15 protein-coding genes and 1 tRNA gene are annotated in these 19,787 nt (G+C 58.4%); 3 read left to right on the top strand and 13 right to left on the bottom strand.

Going from position 1 to position 19,787, the window contains the following annotated elements; translation table 11 throughout:
- Positions 1-10 precede the first annotated feature (10 nt).
- The 3 genes from NLK58_RS20265 to NLK58_RS20255 are packed head-to-tail and all read left to right on the top strand — an operon-like array spanning position 11 to position 4,975.
- A complete protein-coding gene (locus NLK58_RS20265) occupies positions 11-745 on the top strand; it encodes a response regulator transcription factor (RefSeq protein ID WP_117620085.1) in 735 nt (244 codons plus the stop codon).
- Entirely contained in the window at positions 738-2,375 is a 1,638-nt protein-coding gene (locus tag NLK58_RS20260; RefSeq protein WP_341581615.1) for a FecR domain-containing protein, read from the top strand. Before NLK58_RS20265 ends, NLK58_RS20260 begins: the two co-directional genes overlap by 8 nt.
- Before the next feature lie 32 nt (positions 2,376-2,407).
- Positions 2,408-4,975 carry a CHASE2 domain-containing protein gene (locus NLK58_RS20255; protein WP_341581614.1) on the top strand — a complete coding sequence of 856 codons (2,568 nt, stop codon included), beginning with the start codon at positions 2,408-2,410 and terminating at the stop codon, positions 4,973-4,975.
- 33 nt (positions 4,976-5,008) lie between these two features.
- Here the strand turns inward: NLK58_RS20255 and NLK58_RS20250 are convergent, their stop codons facing one another.
- From NLK58_RS20250 to rseP, 13 genes are all read right to left on the bottom strand, one after another.
- Positions 5,009-5,386, bottom strand: a complete 378-nt coding sequence (locus NLK58_RS20250) for a fibronectin type III domain-containing protein (protein ID WP_341581613.1) — start codon at positions 5,384-5,386, stop codon at positions 5,009-5,011.
- 336 nt (positions 5,387-5,722) lie between these two features.
- Positions 5,723-8,380 carry an AAA family ATPase gene (locus NLK58_RS20245; RefSeq protein ID WP_341581612.1) on the bottom strand — a complete coding sequence of 886 codons (2,658 nt, stop codon included), beginning with the start codon at positions 8,378-8,380 and terminating at the stop codon, positions 5,723-5,725.
- Positions 8,377-9,498 carry a DNA repair exonuclease gene (locus NLK58_RS20240; RefSeq protein WP_341581611.1) on the bottom strand — a complete coding sequence of 374 codons (1,122 nt, stop codon included), beginning with the start codon at positions 9,496-9,498 and terminating at the stop codon, positions 8,377-8,379. Before NLK58_RS20240 ends, NLK58_RS20245 begins: the two co-directional genes overlap by 4 nt.
- A gap of 198 nt (positions 9,499-9,696) precedes the next feature.
- Positions 9,697-10,917 (bottom strand): polyhydroxyalkanoate depolymerase, encoded by a 1,221-nt coding sequence (locus NLK58_RS20235; protein ID WP_341581610.1) that lies wholly within the window; start codon positions 10,915-10,917, stop codon positions 9,697-9,699.
- Between the two features lie 123 nt (positions 10,918-11,040).
- Positions 11,041-11,117 (bottom strand) — tRNA-Met (locus NLK58_RS20230).
- A 200-nt stretch (positions 11,118-11,317) separates the two neighbouring features.
- Positions 11,318-12,004 carry a ribonuclease HII gene (gene rnhB / locus NLK58_RS20225; RefSeq protein WP_117620079.1) on the bottom strand — a complete coding sequence of 229 codons (687 nt, stop codon included), beginning with the start codon at positions 12,002-12,004 and terminating at the stop codon, positions 11,318-11,320.
- Positions 12,004-13,188 carry a lipid-A-disaccharide synthase gene (gene lpxB, locus NLK58_RS20220; RefSeq protein ID WP_117620078.1) on the bottom strand — a complete coding sequence of 395 codons (1,185 nt, stop codon included), beginning with the start codon at positions 13,186-13,188 and terminating at the stop codon, positions 12,004-12,006. The genes rnhB and lpxB overlap by 1 nt, the downstream gene beginning before the upstream one ends.
- 18 nt (positions 13,189-13,206) lie before the next feature.
- Positions 13,207-13,998: an acyl-ACP--UDP-N-acetylglucosamine O-acyltransferase gene (gene lpxA / locus NLK58_RS20215; RefSeq protein WP_117620077.1), complete on the bottom strand. Its 792-nt coding sequence runs from the start codon at positions 13,996-13,998 to the stop codon at positions 13,207-13,209.
- Positions 13,998-14,435: a 3-hydroxyacyl-ACP dehydratase FabZ gene (fabZ, locus tag NLK58_RS20210; RefSeq protein ID WP_117620076.1), complete on the bottom strand. Its 438-nt coding sequence runs from the start codon at positions 14,433-14,435 to the stop codon at positions 13,998-14,000. Before fabZ ends, lpxA begins: the two co-directional genes overlap by 1 nt.
- A complete protein-coding gene (gene lpxD, locus NLK58_RS20205; protein WP_117620075.1) occupies positions 14,432-15,472 on the bottom strand; it encodes a UDP-3-O-(3-hydroxymyristoyl)glucosamine N-acyltransferase in 1,041 nt (346 codons plus the stop codon). The genes fabZ and lpxD overlap by 4 nt, the downstream gene beginning before the upstream one ends.
- 47 nt (positions 15,473-15,519) lie before the next feature.
- On the bottom strand, positions 15,520-16,017 hold the full coding sequence (locus NLK58_RS20200; protein WP_341581609.1) for an OmpH family outer membrane protein: 498 nt from the start codon (positions 16,015-16,017) through the stop codon (positions 15,520-15,522).
- 45 nt (positions 16,018-16,062) lie between these two features.
- Complete coding sequence (bamA, locus tag NLK58_RS20195; RefSeq protein WP_341581608.1) at positions 16,063-18,381, bottom strand: outer membrane protein assembly factor BamA; 2,319 nt, start codon at positions 18,379-18,381, stop codon at positions 16,063-16,065.
- Between the two features lie 44 nt (positions 18,382-18,425).
- Positions 18,426-19,775: an RIP metalloprotease RseP gene (gene rseP, locus NLK58_RS20190; RefSeq protein ID WP_341581607.1), complete on the bottom strand. Its 1,350-nt coding sequence runs from the start codon at positions 19,773-19,775 to the stop codon at positions 18,426-18,428.
- Between the last annotated feature and the right edge of the window lie 12 nt (positions 19,776-19,787).

Genomic DNA, 19,787 nt, shown 5'->3' with positions numbered 1-19,787 from the left:
GAGAGACTTAATGCGTATTGCCTTGCTTGAAGACGAAACCGAACAGGCACAGCACATCCAGTCGATTCTGTCTGAGCGCGGACACCACTGCGACAGCTTCCCTACCGGCCAGAGCTTTCTGAGCGCGGTATTGCACCGCAGTTATGACCTCCTGATTCTGGACTGGCAGATTCCGGACATGACCGGCATTGATGTTCTTGAAAGCATACGGGCCCAACTGAACTGGCCGATTCCCGTGGTTTTCCTCACCCAACGGGACAGTGAAGCGGATATCGTCCGCGCCCTGGATGCGGGTGCCGACGATTACCTCGCCAAGCCTGCCCGGGCGGCGGAACTGGTGGCACGTATCAACGCCCTGGCCAGACGCACAAACCCGGACAGCGAGAAAGAAGCACTTCGCTACGGGCCCTTCGAAATCAACACTCAGCACCGGATCATTTCTCTGCACGGCGAAGGACTCACGCTGACGGACAAGGATTTCGACCTGACCCTGTTCCTGTTCCAGAACCAGGGCCGCCTGCTTACCCGGGAAATGCTTCTGGAGCGCGTCTGGGGCCTGGCCCGCGACATCAACACCCGCACGGTTGACACCCACATGAGCCGCCTTCGCCGTCGTCTGGGTCTGAATCCGGAAAACGGTTTCCGGATCAAAACCATTTACCAGCGCGGCTACCGCCTGGAAGCCATGAAAGCCCGGGAGCAGGATGTTGATCCGACTGAGACAGACACGGTAACCAATGATTGATGCCCCGGCGCCAAAGCTGCCTGCACTGCTGCTGATAATTGTCCTCCTGGCCTGTGCGTTTCCGGCGGGCGCGGAGCTGTCGGTAACCCGTGGGTCCGCCGGGCAGTCTGACGCTTCATCTGCCAGCCTGGTGCCGGAATGGATCTATACCCTGCACCCGGGCGAGAGTTTCCCGGAAGTGGCAAACGACTTGCTCGCACAGAAGTACAGCGCCAACCGCCTGCTTCAGTACAATAAGATCACCAATGGTGCCACCCTCGGAGCCGGCGACGCCATTCGCATTCCCCTGGCCTGGCTGAAGCGCCAGCCCCAACCGGCGAAGGCCGCCACCGTCTCGGGAACCGTTCAACTGATTTCAGGCAACACTGGCCGCAAGATTCGCCTGACCGAAGACACCCTGATTCAAGTAGGCGACGAGATTCTGTCTGCCTCTGGTACCGCGACCATCGAACTGGCCGACGGCTCGGAAGTACGGATCTCGCCTAACTCCCGCCTGATATTCAACCGTCTGACCCAATACGGCAAAGCCGGTATGGTCGACACCCGCCTGCGGCTCAACCACGGTGAAATCCACACCCGGGTGAAACCGATAATGGAAGGCGGAGCACGTTTTGAGATTGAAACTCCGTCCGCCGTGGCCGCCGTGCGCGGCACCGCATTTGCCCTCCAGGCCTCAGCCAAAGGCACCAGCCTGCAGGTAACCAAGGGCGAGGTGGATTTCGGCGCGCCGGGCAAAACCCGCCGCATCCCAGCCGGGTTCGGCGCCAGCCTGTCTACCAATAGCAGCAGTGGCCTGAGTATTCGCCGCCTGCCGCCCGCTCCGGAAATTAACCCTCTGCCACCCACGCTGACCCAACTGCCATCAACCATGACCTGGCGGGAAAGCCGGGCCCCCATGCACCGGGTGGACATCTTTGAAGCCGACAGCGGCCGTTGGGTGGAGAGCCGGGAAATCACCGGCAACAGCTTTGATATCGGCCGGCTGGACAACGGCAGCTACGAAATTCACCTGGCCGCCCTGGACAGCCGTGGCACTGCCGGTATGCCCGGTGTGATTCCGGTCGAAGTCGACCTGCAGGCCAGAATAGCAAGTCTGATGTCGCCCTCAGACGGTGATACCGTAAACGATGACATGCCGGAATTCCGCTGGCAGCTCAATGGCGATAACGAAGTGGCCCGGGTGGAAATCGCCGAAGACAAAGACTTCCGGAACCTGGTCGCCACCAGCGAATGGGCACCGGAAACCTCCGCCCTGCCGTCTCGCCCCCTTGGGCCGGGCAAATATTACTGGCGGGTGGTGACCGAGGCCGGCGGCAACTCCGTGGCCACCACCGGGCCCCGGCAACTGGTGGTAAACGGCAGCCTGCCGCCGGTGCGCATCATCAGCGTCAACTACATCGACAGCCAGGTGCGGGTGTTCTGGGAAAAGATCGTCACGGCCACAGATTACCGCTTGCAGCTGTCTGAAGAGCCGGGATTCAACAACATCATCAAGGAAGCCACGCTGTCTGATACCACAGCAGCCTTGCGTCTGATTCCCGGAAGGCGGTATTTTGTGCGCCTGAAAGCTCTTTCTGACGGTCCGCTGCAAAGCCGCTGGGGACCCGGGAGGGAATTGTACCTGGAATAATCCTTTGATCGACGAAACACACAGCAGGGCTCATGAACCGGGATTGGCTGCCAATAAAAACGACCCCCTGGACACTGGGCCTGATACTGCTGGCACTCCTTCTGCTCATCCAGACCACCACCCTGCCCCAGCGCCTCGATTACTGGCTGTACGACAGGGCCATCACCGCCAGCCCGGTGCACGCCTCTGACGACGTTGTTCTGGTTACCATCGACGAACTCAGCCTGAACCGTCTGGGCCGTTGGCCATGGCCCAGGAACCTGCACGCGGAACTGATCGCCAAACTCAACCAGGCAGGTGCCGAGACGATCGTGTTGGACATCCTGTTTGCCGAGCCCTCATCAGATGATGATGAACTGGCCGAACAGATGCGCAACCACGACAATGTGATTCTGCCCGTTTACCTGTCACCGCCCACCTCCCAGTACTTGTTAAGCGAACAACTGCCCGTCAGCAAACTTGCTTCGGCGGCTGCTGGCCTTGGCCACGCCCATGTAGAGCTGGACAACGACGGCGTCGCCCGCGGCCTTTATCTCTATAACGGCCTCGGCGAGCGCCTCTGGCCCAGCCTTTCCCTGGCCGCCACGGGCGAAGGGCCGCAACGCGCAGAAACCAGGGACACACCCCCTTACGTGAACGTACGGGATCAGTACCGGGCGGTTCCGCTGATCGGCGGTGCTGGCTCCCTGCCGGCGTACTCGTTCGCGCAGGTACTGACGCAACCACCCTCGCCGGAACTGTTCAACGGCAAGACGGTGTTTGTAGGTGCCACAGCTGCCGGCTTCGGAGACATACTGCCAACGCCCTTCTCCGGCCTCAGCCGCCCCATGTCCGGCGTTGAATTCCACGCCAACGTGTTTTCCGCCCAGGCCAGGGGGCTGCTTATTCGCCCGGCACCGGAGTGGGCATCTGCTTTTCTGGCGTTGGCAACCATTCTGGCACTCGCGCTTGCCCTTCCCTCCATGCGGCCGGCACGTACCCTCCTGGCCTGCACAACTGCCGTGATTGCGCTGGCCGGGTTCTACCTGTTCATGCTGTTGGTTCTCCGATGGTGGGTACCACTCTCCAGCGCGATGATCGTTCCTTTCCTGGCCTTCCCGGTATCCAGCGGCCTTCGCCTGGCCATGACCAACCGCTTCCTGAACCGCCAGCTGGATGATCTGGCCAGAAGCCCCCAGGTTGCCCTGCCTGCGCCTTCAGGCCGGCATCCGACACAACTGCTGGAGCATTTCCAGGCCCTGTTCCAGCCCACCGGATGGCTACTCACAGAGGAGAGCGACATTTTGTCCAGGCGGGACCTCTCCCCCGCCGACATTCCACAAGACCTGACCCCTGGCCACTGGCTCCACGACAGCAACCGCAGCTGGATTCAGCTCTTGCGCGGAGGCACCCGCTACCATCTTGGCCTGGTACTGCCCAACGACCTCGGCCGCGAAGTCATCCAGCGCTATCTTCGAAGACTCCACCTTGAGCAGACCGCACCGGCAAACCGCATCGCCCGGCCCAGCGAGAACATCTCCGCACGGATCGAACGGGTTCGCGCTGCCACGGATCGGCTGAATCATATGCAGCAGTTCATCCGCAGGAGCTTCGAGCGAATGCCCGATGGCATCATAGTGACCGACGAGCTGGGTGTTATCCGCTTCGCCAACGGCCATATCGAAGAATGGTTCCAGGAACCCATGCCAAGCCTGGGCGGCCTGCCTCTCGTTAAACTCCTTGAAGGCCACGACCCCCGGGAAACCCCTCCCTGGCATGAAACGGTTTCAGACACCCTCACGCTGCGGCAGAGCCGCACCGTGGACCTGAGAATTCGCGACAAGGACTTTTTGATCCACTTCGCCCCGTTTTCACTGCCCGACAGCGACCAGCAAGGCATCATCGCCAACATTTCCGACATCTCGGAACTGCGAGAGCAGCAGCGCCAGCATCGCGAGGCCATCGACTTTATTTCCCACGATGTCCGTTCGCCGCTGGTCTCCCAGCTGGCGCTGATCGAGCAGCTCAAACGCGACCCCAGCCACATTGAGCAAAGCCAGTTGGAACAATTGGGCAGACTCGCCCGGCGAAGCTATCACCTGGCCGAGGAATTCGTGCAGCTTGCCCGGGCCGAACAGCTCACCGAGACCCGGTTTTACGAATGCGAGTTCCTCGCCATCGTTGAAAACGCCCGGGACAGCGTCAGTGAACAGGCGGTGGAGAAACAGATACAGCTTCAGCTGCAGGGCACGGAAGATCTCTGGCTCCGGGGTAACGCGGAGCTATTGGAGCGAGCGGTGATCAACCTGCTCACCAACGCGGTTCAGTACAGCCCGGAAGGTTCCGCCGTCAGCATTCAGGTATTCCGGGCGGGCCATCAGGCGTGCCTTGCCATCGCTGATGAGGGCTCCGGCATCGATCCGGAAGAACTGCCATACCTGTTTGACCGTTACCGGCGGCAGAAAAGCAGCGAGCTGGCAGGAGTACACGGCACCGGACTCGGGCTTTCCTTCGTGAAAACCGTGGTAGAAAAACACAAAGGGGAAATTTCGGTATCGTCTACGCCGGGCGAAGGCTCTTCCTTCACCCTGAAACTGCCGATCGCCGACCCAATGGCCTGAGGCTAAATACCTTCAGGCAACGGGTTGCGGACTTCAGGAACTGAAGGCCTTACTTACTACTTCGGAGGGCTCGCTGATCAGCCCATTGACGTCCTGAACCTGAATGGTGAAGTACCAGGTGCCGTTCTCCAGCCCGCTTACTTCGTAAGACATCTCCGCCTCGGCAGCCGCATTGGTGACAATTACTTCCTTGCTGAGGTTATCGGTATCCTGACCGTACCGGATAACGTACTTGTCCAGTTCGCCCATCGGGATGCTCTCACCGTTAACCCGGGTAAGCGGCGCACTCCAACTCAGAACCGCAGAGCTCTCCGGTGACGAGGCTGGCGCACTGGAAGCGCTGGAACCACCTCCCCCACACCCTGTAAGCAGCACTCCAAGAACAAACGCGGCAATCCATGCCTTAGACAATTTTATGACGCGTTTCATATTAACTCGGCACCTGTTTTTCGTCGAATTTGTGAAATTCTATAAAACGAGGCGGATTATCGACGTGATATCTGTCATTTTTCCAATTAATAAATTGTCAATTTTTCGTCAGGTAGCAGTAATAAAGTAAGGAAAGGTACTGATATGGCAGGCAATTTTTTGCCTGGGCAAGCCGATGATGGTGAGCGGTGTTGTAGGAAAGTCTAAGGCGCCCGGGAAAACGACAGATGTTGTTGGAGCATAGCCTCAAATACGCCATCAACGGCGCGCCCCCCAACAGCGCTTGTAAGTGGACGAATTATTGTCCCTGGCAGCTTTCTAGCCCAGGTTACCAGTAGCCTGCTCTTTCATTGCCTGAATATCCCTGGGCGCAACACCCAGGTCACTCCACTTTTCCGGATGGCAGGTAAACAGCAGTATCTGGTGCCGGTTGGCGGCGTCGAACAGAATGCGTTTCATGTCTTCCAGGCGATCCGTGTCGCTGTGCACCAGAGTGTCGTCCAGTATCACCAGAGTGGGCCTTCCGGCTTCCCGCAGCAGGTCTGCGTAGGCGAGGCGGCTGATCAGCCCCATTTGTTCGCGGGCGCCATAGCTTAACTCGGCAATCTGCCCCAGTTCGGTGCCCCGAGTGAACGTGCCCGGCCTTAAGTGTTCATCAACTTCCAGGGTGGCTTGCGGGAACAGTAGTGAAAGGTAGTGGTTCAGGTGTTTTTGCAAAGGTGCCTGCAGGCGCCGGGTCAGTGCCTGCCGTTTTTCTGTCAGCAATGAGAGCAGAAGGTTCAGCGCCTGGGCGCGACGATGCAGCTCCTGGTAGCGTCGATTGCACTGTTCAAGCCCGGCCACTTTGTCGCTGAACTGCTCTTCCAGGCCTTCGGCACCCCAGGCTTCCAGCCTCACCTGTATATCTCTCAATTCCCGCTGCCGCTCTTCCTGGGTCTGGCGCAGGTTGGTGATGCTGCGCTGATAGCGTTCGATGTCCTGCTTCAGGATCGCCGGGCGGGCTTCCTGTATTTCCTGCTCACGGGCCTGCAGGGTGGCCTCCAGACGAACCCGCTTTTCTTCAATTTCCGCCAGCTCTGTTGAGAGCCTCTGGAGCTGTTTCCGGTGCTCCGGGTTTTGCACTTCGTCCTGCAGCTGTTGCCACTCGGATTTAGCATTGTCGCGGGTCTGGCGGCGGGTCAAAAGCTCCGTTTGGTGCTTCCGTTCCTCGGCCTCCGCTTCGGCCAGCCGGGTTTCCGCCTGGGCACGCCCTGCTTCCGCTGAGGCAAGGTTGGTTACCTGTGGCTGCTGACCCAGCTCTGGGGCCGGGCTGTTTTGCAGTTCGGTTTTTGCATTTTGCAGCTGGGATTCGGTTTCTTTCTGGTCCGCCAGTAGCTGATCGATACCCATAGGTGCAACAGACTTGAGCAACTCGCGGGTATGCCGCAGCGTCCTTTCGGCGGCCTCATAGGTTGCCACGCGATACTCAGCCTGCTGAACGGAGCTCACCCCGAGCGTTTTCATCTGTTCGGTCAGGCTTTGCTCCAGCGCCGAAAGTTTACGGCGGGTACTGGCGAGATCCGCTCCACCAGGGGTGATTCCCAACGTGCCCACACCCGGAATCACCAGGCTGGATTCCTCCAGCAATTGTCTCTCGCCCTGCCCCTCCAGCGGTTCCTCATTCAGAGCCAACCTGGCGCCTGGCTCCAGCCGCCAGGTTAATCGGGTTGCGATGGTCTGCGAGCGAATGTTCTCGTCTTTCAGTTCATGCCCGGTGTCCTTCAGGATTTTCACCGCCTGGGCATCAATCTGATTCTGCCGCGCCTGGTCTCTCGCTTGTTCGAGCTCATGTTGGTACTGCCGGGCGTTCGCAAGGTTCCGGGCCAGTGTCTGGGATTGCTGTTCGAGCCGGCGGATGTTCTGCTCCAGCCGGGAACGGATTTCCTGCAGGCGGGCCTGGTCGACCTGCTTTGTGGCGACTTCATAGGCAGACTTTGCCTCCCGGACCTTACTCGCAATGGACGGGCTGCGGGCCTCAGCCCGCTCCAGCTCCCGCTGGGCTTTATCAAGTTCCACCTTGCGGACATCCAGTTTCTTGCTCAGGCTTTGCAGCTGTTCCTGGTTCTGCCGTAACAGTTGCTGGTTGTTCCGCAGGTGGGTCAGGGTTTCCTTTTCCCGGACCTGTTGTTGCTCGAGCCTCTCGACTTGCCGGTACCGCTCCTTCGCCTGTTCAAGCTGGCGCTCGGCCTCTTCCCAGGGGCGCTCATGCCGGGTGCGTTCGTAGTCCTGGGTCAGTTTGCCAAGCCGGTCTACCTGCTCCTGGTAATTCTGGATGCGCGCCTGCAGTTCGTCGATTTCCTGCCGGTGTTTTTCCCGCTCTTTCTCCAGTTTCTGGTAATCGCCACGGGGTTTGCCGGTCGGTGTGAACAGTTCACTCCAGCGGGCTTTGACCTGTTCGATCAGTTCGTCACCACCAGTGCTGGCCACTTCACCGACCAGGGAATTGAGCGCTGACTTGAGGTGATCGCCCGCATGCTCCACCGCCTGTTCGATGTTCTGCCCGGTACCCTGCTCAACCCACAGCAGCCCGGGCACGCCCCAGTGCTCGGGCTTGCTGACGCCCTTGGCGGAGAACTGGAAGCCAAGGAGTTCTGCGAGTTTTTCTTCGGCCTCGTCTTCGCTGTAGCTGTCCAAATCGATCTTGAGGTCGCAGCGCTTGCGCTGGAGAAAGCTTTTTACCAGATGCCAGGACTTCTGCTGGGCCTCAAACTCCAATGTAATGGTAGGGGCTGCCGCAGAATCGCCCCAGGGGCGAAGATCCTCCACAGAGCTGGTCCGGTAACGCTCAAAGAAGGCGGCACGAATGGCCCGCACCAGGGTGCTCTTGCCGGACTCATTAGGGCCGTGAATCAGATTCAGCCCCGGCTGCAGGTCGTCCATCACAAACGGCTGCCGGAACTGGCGAAGCTGCTCCACCTTCAGACGACGAAGTTTCATTCGCTGGCCTCCAGTTTCCGGTCTTTCAGCAGCCCGGCGAGAATGGCAAGGGCATCCCGTGCAACTTCAGCGTCGCCGTCCTTTTGTTGGGTTCTGAGATGTTCGATGACTTCCCCTACGTATCCATCCGCCTTCAGGGCAGCGATGTCCTCGTCGGTGGGCTCCAGCTGTAACCCGCTTCGATCACACTGGATGCTCCGGAACCTGGCCTCGGCCACGGACAACGCATTAATCAGTTTCTCCTCACCGGCCAGAGTGACCGATCCTTCCAGGCGAAGATCAACCACGGATGACTCGGGTAGCGCCTGGAGTCTTTCCAGCATTTGGTCCAGATCGGATTCAACAGTCAGGGTTTCACGCCACTGGTGCCACTGGTAGCGGGCGGTTTCCAGAGGCGTTACCTTCGGCAACTCTCCTGGCCCGGGCACATCGACGATCAGGGCGTAGCCGGCACCGTTGTTCCGAAACCGTTCCGGCTCCGGTGTGCCGCTGTACCAGGTGCGCTCATCAATCTGTTTGGTACCGTGCCAGTCACCAAGAGCGAGATAATCCAGACGGGCTGCTTCGGCACGGTTTGGCAATATGGGATTGGCGGAGTCAATGTCGTCGGGCAACACACCTTGCACGCTGCCGTGGGCAAGGCCAACCCGGATCAGGCGTTCCGGGGTTTCCCACGTATTGAAGATTTCAGTGAGATCGCTGTAGGTGTTGCGTTGCGTCAGAGGGGCGCAGAGGATCGCCAGGCCTTGAGGTTCGAGACGGATAATGCCCGGTTCCAAAGCCAGATGGACATTTTCTGGCACCGCGCCGAGGCGCTTCGCTCTTGTCCAGACGCTTTCCACCAAGGCCGCATCGTGGTTCCCGGGCAGCATTACCCAAGGGCCCGTAAATGCTTTGATAGCGTTGAATACGCGGCGAATGGTTCGGTCTGCGACGATCTGGGCGTCAAAGACATCTCCTGCCACCAGGACCGCATCGCACTGGTGCTCGTTAGCCAGGCGAGCGATTCTTTCAATGGCCTCAAAGCGGGCTTCAACCAGCGCCGCGCCGTCTTCTGTTTCGAAGCGACTGAATGCCCGCCCCATTTGCCAGTCTGCTGTGTGTAAAAACGTGGGCATCTTGCCTCCCCCAGATCAGTACGAAACGGTGTGCAGCCTTAGCCGCCGGGGACTTTTTAGCAGATATCGCACCAACAGTCAGCGACAAATCATGTCGTAACGGCCGTGCATCACGGCCCAGCAAGTAGTTGTTGAAAGCAGTGCTTTCAAGCTTGCAGAGGGAGGCGGGCGCAACAACAAACCTGAGCGATGGTCCGCTCAGGCTTTGCGAATGAATTCCTGCAGGCGAGGCGCGATTTCCTCTCGCCAGCGGCGGCCGTTAAACGTGCCGTAATGGCCGACTCCCGGCTGCAAGTGGTGCACCCGGCGGTTGTCGGGAATGTTGGTGCAGAGCGTGTGGGCGGCACGGGTCTGGCCGGGGCTGGAAATATCGTCTTTTTCCCCCTCTATGGTCATCAGCGCCGTTTTTCGGATGGCCCCGGGGTCTACCAGCCTGCCGCGGTGCCTGAAGCAGCCACGAGCCAGGTGAAACTCCTGGAAGACACGTTCGATGGTGTCGAGATAGTAGGCATCGGGCAGATCCATCACCGCCAGATATTCGTCGTAAAACTCTCTGTGGCGGGCGACCTCTTGCGCGTCATCATCGCGAATAGACCGGAACAGCCCCCGATAGGCACCCAGGTGACGGTCGAAGTTCATATTGATGAACCCCGTCAGCTGTAAAAAACCGGGGTAAACCTTGCGCATGGTACCCGGATAAGGCGCCGGCACGGTATGGATCAGGTTGCGTCTGAACCAGGAAAGTTTGTGTTTGCTGGCCAGCTCGCAGGGTTCTGTCGGATCAACGCGTCCGTCCACCGGGCCACTCATCAGGGCCAGAGAACGGGGCGCCGACGGGTGATCATCCTGGGCCATCAGTGCGGTAGCCGCCAGCACCGGCACGACCGGCTGGCAGACCGCGAGAACGTGGGTATCTTGGCCTATATTGTCAATAAAATCAATAACATAATCAATGTAGTCGTCGAGCCCGAAATTGCCTTCCGAAATTGGCACCAGGCTGGCGTCACGCCAGTCTGTGATGTAAACATCATGCCCCGGCAACATGGCTTCCACAGTACCTCTTAGAAGCGAAGCAAAATGGCCGGACAGTGGCGCCACGATTAGCAGCTTTGGGTCATCGGGACGATCAATGTTGCGCTGGAAGTGCTTCAGTTGGCAGAAGGGCTTGCGTTTGACGATGGTCTCTCTGACCAGAACCGTCTCGCCGTCGCAAACCGTTGCCTCCAGATTGAAGGCGGGCTTCGGATAACGCCTGGTGAGATCCTCAAACACGTTGAGCGCCGAGGCAATACTGCGGGTTCCGGGAATTCTGGACCAGGGACTCAGCCGGTGTCGAAGCATTTTGCTCTGGGGGCCGGCCAGCATGCGGGCCGGAGTCAACGCCAGACGGCTCATTTCGTGCGTGTAGTACATCATCATGCGCATTATCCTGTATGAGTTCAGTTGTTCTTCTGGACAATGCGTTCAGCATACGCCTGTTTGTCGATCAGTGCGAAGACGCAAAAAAAAACAGATCAGTCGTTGACTGATCTGTTTTTTAAATGGTAGCGGGGGCTGGATTCGAACCAACGACCTTCGGGTTATGAGCCCGACGAGCTACCAGACTGCTCCACCCCGCATCAAACTTTTCATCAATTTTTTTCTTCAGAGTCCGCCTCTTGGTCGGGCTCATAAGCCGAAGGTCGATGACTCCCTTCGGCTTTCTCGGGATTGGGAGCCCGACGAGCTACCAGACTGCTCCACCCCGCATCAAAACTGGTTGTTTACCGGGTTACCCCCGATCAACGTGCGCGTATATTAAGGATTCGATCTGGCGCTGTCAATCGATATCTTCAAAAAGGTCTGTGCGGTATTGGAGCTCTTCCGATTCCGTCGGCAGGCTTTGCTGGTAGAGGCCCACTTCGTCAATAACTTCCTGAACCGGTCGGAAGGAGCGGCGGTGTTCGGGGGTTGCGCCGAGGCGGCGCAGTGCTTTCAGATGGACCGGGGTTGGGTAGCCTTTGTGCTGTGCCAGGCCGAAGCCGGGGAATCGGGTTTCCAGCGCTTCCATCTCGCGGTCACGGGTTACCTTGGCGATGATGGAGGCAGCGCTGATTGCCTCTACGCGGCTATCGCCCTTGATCACGGGCTCCGAGGGCCAGTGCCACTGGGGGCAGCGATTGCCGTCTACCAGCACGTACTCCGGAGCAATAACGAGGCCGGAAACGGCCCGCTTCATCGCCAGCATGGTGGCCTGGTAGATGTTCAGCTTATCAATCTCACGGGCCTCACATCGGCCGATGCCCCAGGCTTGAGCATGCTCGATGATTTCCTCGTAGAGGGCATTTCGGCGCTTTTCAGTGAGTTTCTTGGAGTCGGCCAGGCCAGCGATGGGCCGTTCCGGGTCCAGAATTACGGCAGCAGTGACGACTGCGCCGATCAGCGGGCCTCGACCTACTTCGTCTACACCAGCCAGGAGCGAACCGGTGTAGCGGCATTCAAATGGCGGCAAGGGTGCCTTGGGCATCAGTTTGCCCCCCCTTCCACCAGTTCCGAGATAGCCCGGGCCGCTTTCTCGTCTGCGCCCTGCTTCAGGGTGTGGTGCAGTTCGGTAAATGCTTCCTTGAGCCGGACCCGTTCTTCGCTGTGCTCCAGGCTCTGGAGTACAGCGGTACCAAGGCTTTCGGCAGTGGCGTCGTCCTGGAGCAGCTCAGGCACCAGTTGGCGCCTGGCCAGCAGGTTGGGTAACGCCACGTAGGGCACCTTGACCAGCCTGGAGAGCAAAGCGTAGCTGAACCCGCTCAGGCGGTAACCCACTACCATGGGCTTTTTCAGCAGCATCGCTTCCAGGGTGGCAGTACCGGAAGCGAGCAGAACCACATCGGAAGCGGCCATCACATCCCGGGAGCGACCCCGGACAATGGTGACCGGCAGCTTCACATCCAGCGCATCCACCAGGTCCCGGACCTGCTTCTCGCGATCCCGGTTCACACAGGGAATCACCAGTTGAAGATCCGGACGCTTTTCCTGAATCCAGCGGGAGGCTTCCAGAAACAGGGTGCCAAGGCGCTCCACCTCCCCTGCCCGACTGCCGGGTAGAACCGCCAGAACCGGCGCGTTGGCATCAAGACCAAGGGACGCCCTCATCTTCAGGGTATCCGGCTCCATGGGGATGCGATCGGCCAGGGGGTGGCCCACGAAAGCTACCGGAACCTGGTGATCTTCGTAGAACCGGGCTTCGAAGGGAAACAGGGTGAGCATGAGATTAACGGATTTGGCGATCTTCAAGATCCGCTTCTGGCGCCAGGCCCACACCGAGGGGCTCACATAATGCACGGAGAGTATGCCCGCTTCCCGGCAGCGCCGTTCGATGGCCAGGGTGAAATCCGGGGAATCAATGCCGATGACCACATCCGGTGGTGTGGTAAAAAAATAATCGAGTAACCGAACGCGGATGCTGAACAGCTCGCGGATTCTGCCCAGCACTTCCACCAGGCCCATCACCGACAGGCGCTCCATTGGCACCAGGGAATGGAAGCCTTCGGCGACCATTTCCTCACCGCCGATCCCCACAAAACGGGCATTGGGGTAACGATATCGGAGGGAACGGATCAGGCCGGCACCGAGAATGTCTCCCGACGCCTCGCCGGCAATGATTCCGAAGGTGATATTACGCTCGCTGATGATCGCGCTTGAAGGATGGTCCGTCACCGACTGGCTCCCGCCGGGTTAGCGGATGATGCCGCGGTCTGCTCCACGCAGGGAGTCTATGAGAGGCCGCACTTCGGCCACATCGGAATAGGCTTTTTCCAGTTCTGCCACAGCCTGCTCGGTGGTCAGGCCCTGGCGGTAAATAATCTTGTAGGCCCGGCGCAGCACCAGCAACACTTCCTTGCTGAATCCGCGGCGTTTCAGGCCTTCGAAGTTCATGCCATGGGGCTGGGCAGACTGGCCGCTGGCCATCACGTATGCGGGTATGTCTTTCAGTACGATACTGCCGCCCGCAGCCATGCTGTGCGTGCCGATGTGGCAGAACTGGTGCACCATGGTGCCACCACCCAGAATCGCGTAATCGCCTATCGATACATGGCCTGCAAGGGTCGCGCAATTGGCCAGGATGGTGTTGTCACCCACGATGCAGTCATGGGCCACATGCACGTATGCCATCAGCAGGTTGCCGCTGCCAATCCGGGTTTCGCCACGGTCCTGGACGGTGCCCCGGTGAATGGTGCAGTTCTCGCGAATAACGTTGTTGTCACCGATCACCAGAGTTGTAGGCTCGCCCGCGTACTTCTTGTCCTGGCACGCTTCGCCAATGCTCGAAAACTGGAAAATACGGTTGTTGCGGCCGATAACGGCAGGGCCCTTGACCACCACATGGGAAAGAATCTCGGTACCGTCTCCGATTTCCACATCCGGGCCAATGTAGCTCCAGGGGCCAACAGTAACGTTATCCCCGAGCCTGGCTGACGGGTCTACAATCGCCTGAGGATGGACACCCGACCAGTCATTTGTCGCCATCAAACTTCTCTCTCAGCGGTCAGAATCTCTGCCACGCAGACGACGTCACCGTCGACCAGCGCGCGACAATCGAATTTGTAGATACCACGTTTTCCGGAGATGAGTTCCGACTCCATACAGAGTTGGTCTCCCGGCAAAACGGGGCGTTTCCAGCGCGCCTTGCTGGATCCAGCCAAGTATTGTACCACGCCATCAGAGGGTTTCCGGCCCACGGTCACAAAACCGAGAATGCCTGAAAGCTGGGCCATGGCTTCAATGATCAGAACACCCGGCATGATCGGGTTGTTCGGGAAATGGCCCTGGAAGAACTCCTCGTTAAACGAAAGATTCTTGTAGCCCTTGATCGACTTTCCCTTTTCGAGCTCCGTTACCCGATCCACCAGCAAAAACGGGTATCGGTGCGGCAGGTATTCCAGTATTTCTTTGGTGTTCATCATGTTGATTGGCCTCGGCTCTCTGATTTCTTTTCCAGTTCTTTAATACGTCGCGCCAAGGCATCAAGCTGGCGAAAACGTACGGCGTTCTTGCGCCACTGACGGTTGGTATCCGCGCTGGTTCCGGAAGAGTACACGCCCGGCTCCCGGATATCACCGGTCACCAGGGTCATGCCCGTCAGGTGAACCTGATCACCAATCTCGAGGTGGCCCGCCACTCCGGAAGCGCCGCCAAATACACAATGCCGGCCAATTCGGGTACTACCCGCAATCCCCACCATAGCGGCCATGGCGCTGTGATCACCAATGCAGACGTTGTGAGCAATCTGAATAAGGTTGTCGAGTTTCACACCGTTACCAATGACGGTGTCGTCGAGGGCGCCCCTATCGATGGTGGTATTCGCGCCCACTTCCACATCATCCCCGAGAACAACGCGGCCCAGTTGCGCAATGCGGTGCCATACGCCCTTCTCGTTGGCAAAGCCAAAACCATCGGAGCCGATAACAGCGCCGCTGAGAATGTGACAACGCTGGCCAACCACAACGTCGTGAGCCAAGGTCACCCGTGGCCGGATCACAGTCCGGGCGCCAATGCGAGCGCGGGCACCAATGACCGAGCCGGCGCCGATCACCACTTTTTCGCCAATATCGGCCTCCGCTTCCACGACCACGTTGGGACCGATGCAGGCGTCGTCAGCCAGGGTTGCCGAGGGGTCAACCACGGCAGTCGGATGAACGCCCGGAAAGGCAACCGGTGCCGGATCAAACCAGTGACTGAGGCGAGCATAACCGAGATAAGGGTTGTCCAGTAACAGGACGTTGGTAGGAGCGCCTTTTGCAGTGGCGGGCGACGCAATGACCGCCGAAGCACGGGTATCAGCCAGATACCTGGCATAGGACGGGTTTGCCAGGAAACTGATCTGGCCAGGCCCGGCTGCCTGTAGTGTTGCCAAACCTGAAACCCGCACATCAGGATCGCCCCGCAGCTCTGCACCCAGGGCGCTGGCAATCTCCCCCAGGCAGTAAGACCTATCTGTCATTGCGTGCTCCCAAGCAACTTTCAGGGCACCCGGGTGCCCGTCACGGATTAACGATTCAGTTTTTCCAGAAGCTGAGAGGTCAGATTCATTTCCGGTTTCACATAAACAACCGCTTCGCTCGGCAGAATCAGGTCGAGCTCATTTTCCTCAAGAAGTTCTTTGACAGCCGCGTCCACTTCCGGGCGAGCCTCTTCCAGGAACGCCTGCTTGCGCTGATTGACGGCGGTATCGAGCCGCTGCTTGAGGAAGTTGAACTCTTTCACTTTTTCCTGGAACTCACCGGCAAGTTTGTTACGTTCGGTCTCGTTCATCATGGCGCCGTCCTTTTCGAGGCGATCCTTGAGCTTGTGAGCCTCTTCCTGCGCCTCGCGGACCTTGGCTTCATCGCCGGAAAAATCCTTCTGGAGCGATTCGCTGAAGGCCTTGGCATCATTTGAGGAAAACAGTGCCTGCCTCAGGTCGACCACACCGATGCGGGTTTCTGCCATGGCCGGGACTGAAAACGCCATAACCATGGCGGCGAATATCAACATGAATCGGGACATTGGTTTTCTCCTGATTTTCATCCGTAGGTTGTTATTATCCATGCTCTAGAAGGTCTGGCCCAGCGAGAACTGGAATACCTGGGTGTCATCACCCGGCTTGTCGTTCAGCGGCTTCGCCAGACTGAAGGCCAGCGGGCCAACAGCGGTAATCCACTGGAAGCCAATACCGGCGGACATTCTGATTTCGCTCAGTTCCGGATCGAAACCGCGCGCAGTGTCGAACACCTGACCTGCGTCCAGGAAAAACGCCGTTCTCATGGAGCGGGTATCACCGGCAAAGGGCGTGGGGAATATCAGCTCAACACCACCTTCAGTGAGCAGGTTACCGCCGAACGGATCCGGGTCTGAGAGGTCGTTGACGTTGTTCGTAGCAAGGCGACCCAAGGAGTTGGCCCGGTACCCCCGAACCGATCCGTAGCCCCCTGTATAGAAGTGCTCGTAAAACGGCATCTGGGTCCGATCTCCGTAACCATCACCATAACCGATCTCTGAACGCGCCCGTAAGATCCAGCGATTATCGTCAGTCACCGGATAGTAGAAATCGGTCTTGTGTGTCACCTTGTAAAAGGTCAGATCGCTGCCCGGCACTGCTACGTCAAGCGACAACGACTGGCTATGGCCATCACTGGGCAGAACACCCCGGTTGAGAGTACTGCGGCGCCAGCTGCCGAAGAGGAAGAAGTTATTGAACGAATCCCCTTCCTCATCAATGAACTGAATGACCTCCTGTGAGGTGAACAGGCCTTCCTTAAGATTGGACTGGGTAAACCCGGCCCCGAAGTTCAAACGGGTGATATTGTCCGTGGGATAACCGAAGGTGATACGGCCGCCATATTCGTCCAGCAGGAAGGCGGAGATATCCTCTTCCTCATAATCGGTTTGCCGGGCAAAAAGACTGTAGCCACGGCTTACGCCGTCAACCGTGTAGTAAGGGTCCAGGTAGGAAACGTTTGCGCTTTTGACATAATCACTCACATTGACACCGAAAGAGACGCGCTTCCCGGTACCGAAAAAATTGTTCTCGGACACGTTGGCGCCAAGAATCACACCGGATTGCTGCGAGAAGCCGACGGAAGCGGAAAGGCTGCCTGTCGGTTGTTCTTCAACGGAGTAGTTCACATCGACCAGATCATCCGTGCCTGGCACCGGAACCGTCTCAACGTTCACCGTCTGGAAGAAGCCGAGACGCTCCAGCTTGGTCTTGGAAAACTCGATACGATCCGAAGAAGCCACGCCCCCTTCCATCTGGGTCATTTCCTGGCGGAGAACGTCGTCACGAGTCGATACGTTACCCTCGAAATTGATGCGTCGCACATAGGCCCGCTTGCCCGGTTCAACAAAGAAGGTGACGGCAGCTGTGTTGTTTTCTCCCGGCTCGGGGACGGCATTGACGCTGGCGAAGGCGTAGCCCTCGCGTCCGAGCCGGAATGCCAGGGCTTCGGATATGGCTGTCATGTGGGAGCGGGAGAACACGTCGCCCTCCGTAACCGGAATCAGCGAGCGCAACTCTTCCTCGCCCACAATCAGCTCTCCACGCAGGTTTATCTCCGAGATGGTGTACTGGGGCCCCTCATTCAGAGCAATGGCGATGAAGACCTTTTGCTTGTCCGGAGAGATGGAAACCTGACTGGACTCGACATTGAAATCCAGGTAACCGCGGTCCAGATAGAATGAACGCAGGGATTCCAGGTCGCCGCTGAGACGCTCTCGCGCGTATTTGTCGGAATTGGTGATCGAGTTCCACCAGCTCGTGGTCTGCAACTCAAACAGCCCCTGCAACTCCTCGTCGCTGAAGTCTTCGTTGCCGATCAGATTGATGTGGTGTATCGCCGCCACAGAGCCTTCGTTGATGTCCAGGCGAATTGAAACGCGATTCCGTGGAAGTTCCTCCGCCGTTGCCTTCACCCGGGCGTTGTAACGCCCTTGGGCGATGTAAGACCGCAGAATCTCCAGCTCAAGGCGCTCGAGGGTCGCGCGCCGGAAAACCTGGCCTTCCTGAAGGCCGGCACCTGCCAGGGCATCCATCAACATCTCTGTTTCGATGTTCTTGTTGCCCTCGATCTCGATATTGCTAATGGAAGGTCGTTCGCGAACCGTCAGGATGAGAACACCTGCATCACGGCTAACCTCAATGTCCGTAAACAACCCGGTCCGGAACAGGGACCTGATCGCATCGGCCAGCTCGGTCTCGTCAACCTGCTCACCGATATTCACGGGGAACGCAGAAAAAACGGTGCCCGCAGAAACCCTCTGCAGGCCCTCTACCTCGATATCTGCAACTGTGAACTGGTCTGCAAGCGCTGGCTTCATGCCAGACAGGGCCACAGCGAGGCCAACGGCTACACCTAGAAGAGAACGTCTCATTCAAATATTTCGCCTGGTTAATGCGCGTAAGAAGTTCGCAATTCTCACAACCGCATCAGGTCGTTGTAAAGAGCAAACACCATTAATGTGAGAATCATTGCCATACCAATTCGTAATCCAAACGCCTGGGCCTGCTCGGAGAGCGGCTTTCCGCGGAGCGCTTCGATGGTGTAATAGACAATATGACCACCATCGAGCACCGGCACCGGCAGAAGGTTCAGGATACCCAGACTCACGCTGAGATAGGCCAGGAAACGCACGAAATCTTCAAATCCGGAGCTGACACTGGCTTCGGCAACCCTGGCAATAGTGATTGGCCCGCTGAGGTTGGTGGGCGACAGCAGGCCAGTGGCCATTTTCTTTATGGCCACGAGGGTCAGTCGGGTGTCGGCCCAGGTTTCACTGAAAGCAACGGGAATCGCAGCAAACGGGCCATAGCTAACTTCGCGCAGCACTTCATCCGGCCATGAGATGGCTTCAACGCCAGCGCCAATAAAGCCAATTGTTTCACCGCTCTCTTCGCTTTTCGCTTCCGGCGTAACGCGGATTGAGCGTTCCGAGCCATTGCGCTTAACGGTTACCTGTAACGTCTGTTCAGGGGCATTGCGAATGAACTCGACCAGATCAAACCAACTGCTGATGGGCTCGCCGTTAACGGCAACCACACGATCCCCGGTTTGCAGGCCGGCCACTTGGGCCCGGCCACCCTCGGAAATCTGGCCCAGCACCGGAGGAACCGCGGGGCGCCAGGGTGTGATGCCGAATTCCGCCAGCGGATTCGGGGTATCGTCGCCCAGACTCCAGCCGGCAAGTTCTCCCCTGACCGTGCCCCGGGCACCGCCGTCAGACACCTCCATGGAAATCAGGCCCTGCTCGCCGGTTCGCTCCAGGATACGCATGTTGACATCGCGCCAGGAGCTAACCCGATGGCCGTCCACAGAGTGAATTTCCATGCCTTCCTGTAAGCCGACACGCGCTGCCGCACTGCCATCGGCCACCTGCCCTACGATGGGGGCAACGTGGGTAACTCCGACCACGCTTAGCAGCCAGTAGGCGAAAACCGCAAAAATAAAGTTAGCCAGCGGACCCGCCGCTGCAATGGCTATACGCCGGGACGGTGGCTTGGAAGTAAAGGCCTGGTCTTTCAGTTCTTCGGGCACCGGCCCTTCCCGCTCGTCCAGCATTTTGACATAGCCGCCAAGTGGAATGGCGGCGATGGCGAATTCGGTGCCGTGCCTGTCGTACCAGGAATACAGCGGCTTTCCGAAACCAACGGAGAAACGGAGCACTTTCACACCGCAACGGCGGGCAACCCAAAAATGACCGTATTCATGCAGGGTCACGAGAATACCCAGGGTCAGCGCCAGTGCGAGGACGGATTCAATAATCTGCATAGCATTCCTGAT

Origin of the sequence: Marinobacter metalliresistant (assembly GCF_038098645.1) — a bacterium.
Classification (GTDB): domain Bacteria; phylum Pseudomonadota; class Gammaproteobacteria; order Pseudomonadales; family Oleiphilaceae; genus Marinobacter; species Marinobacter metalliresistant.
Note: the sequence above shows the minus strand (reverse complement) of the source record. Positions and strands in the feature narration are given on the sequence as shown.

Bases quoted from the DNA above. Each gene is read 5' to 3' on its own strand.
- NLK58_RS20265 (WP_117620085.1), top strand. From the start codon at position 11: ATGCGTATTGCCTTGCTTGAAGACGAAACCGAACAGGCACAGCACATC.
- NLK58_RS20260 (WP_341581615.1), top strand. From the start codon at position 738: ATGATTGATGCCCCGGCGCCAAAGCTGCCTGCACTGCTGCTGATAATT.
- NLK58_RS20255 (WP_341581614.1), top strand. From the start codon at position 2,408: ATGAACCGGGATTGGCTGCCAATAAAAACGACCCCCTGGACACTGGGC.
- NLK58_RS20245 (WP_341581612.1), bottom strand. From the start codon at position 8,380: ATGAAACTTCGTCGTCTGAAGGTGGAGCAGCTTCGCCAGTTCCGGCAG.
- NLK58_RS20240 (WP_341581611.1), bottom strand. From the start codon at position 9,498: ATGCCCACGTTTTTACACACAGCAGACTGGCAAATGGGGCGGGCATTC.
- NLK58_RS20235 (WP_341581610.1), bottom strand. From the start codon at position 10,917: ATGATGATGTACTACACGCACGAAATGAGCCGTCTGGCGTTGACTCCG.
- rnhB (WP_117620079.1), bottom strand. From the start codon at position 12,004: ATGCCCAAGGCACCCTTGCCGCCATTTGAATGCCGCTACACCGGTTCG.
- lpxA (WP_117620077.1), bottom strand. From the start codon at position 13,998: ATGGCGACAAATGACTGGTCGGGTGTCCATCCTCAGGCGATTGTAGAC.
- fabZ (WP_117620076.1), bottom strand. From the start codon at position 14,435: ATGATGAACACCAAAGAAATACTGGAATACCTGCCGCACCGATACCCG.
- lpxD (WP_117620075.1), bottom strand. From the start codon at position 15,472: ATGACAGATAGGTCTTACTGCCTGGGGGAGATTGCCAGCGCCCTGGGT.
- NLK58_RS20200 (WP_341581609.1), bottom strand. From the start codon at position 16,017: ATGTCCCGATTCATGTTGATATTCGCCGCCATGGTTATGGCGTTTTCA.
- bamA (WP_341581608.1), bottom strand. From the start codon at position 18,381: ATGAGACGTTCTCTTCTAGGTGTAGCCGTTGGCCTCGCTGTGGCCCTG.
- rseP (WP_341581607.1), bottom strand. From the start codon at position 19,775: ATGCAGATTATTGAATCCGTCCTCGCACTGGCGCTGACCCTGGGTATT.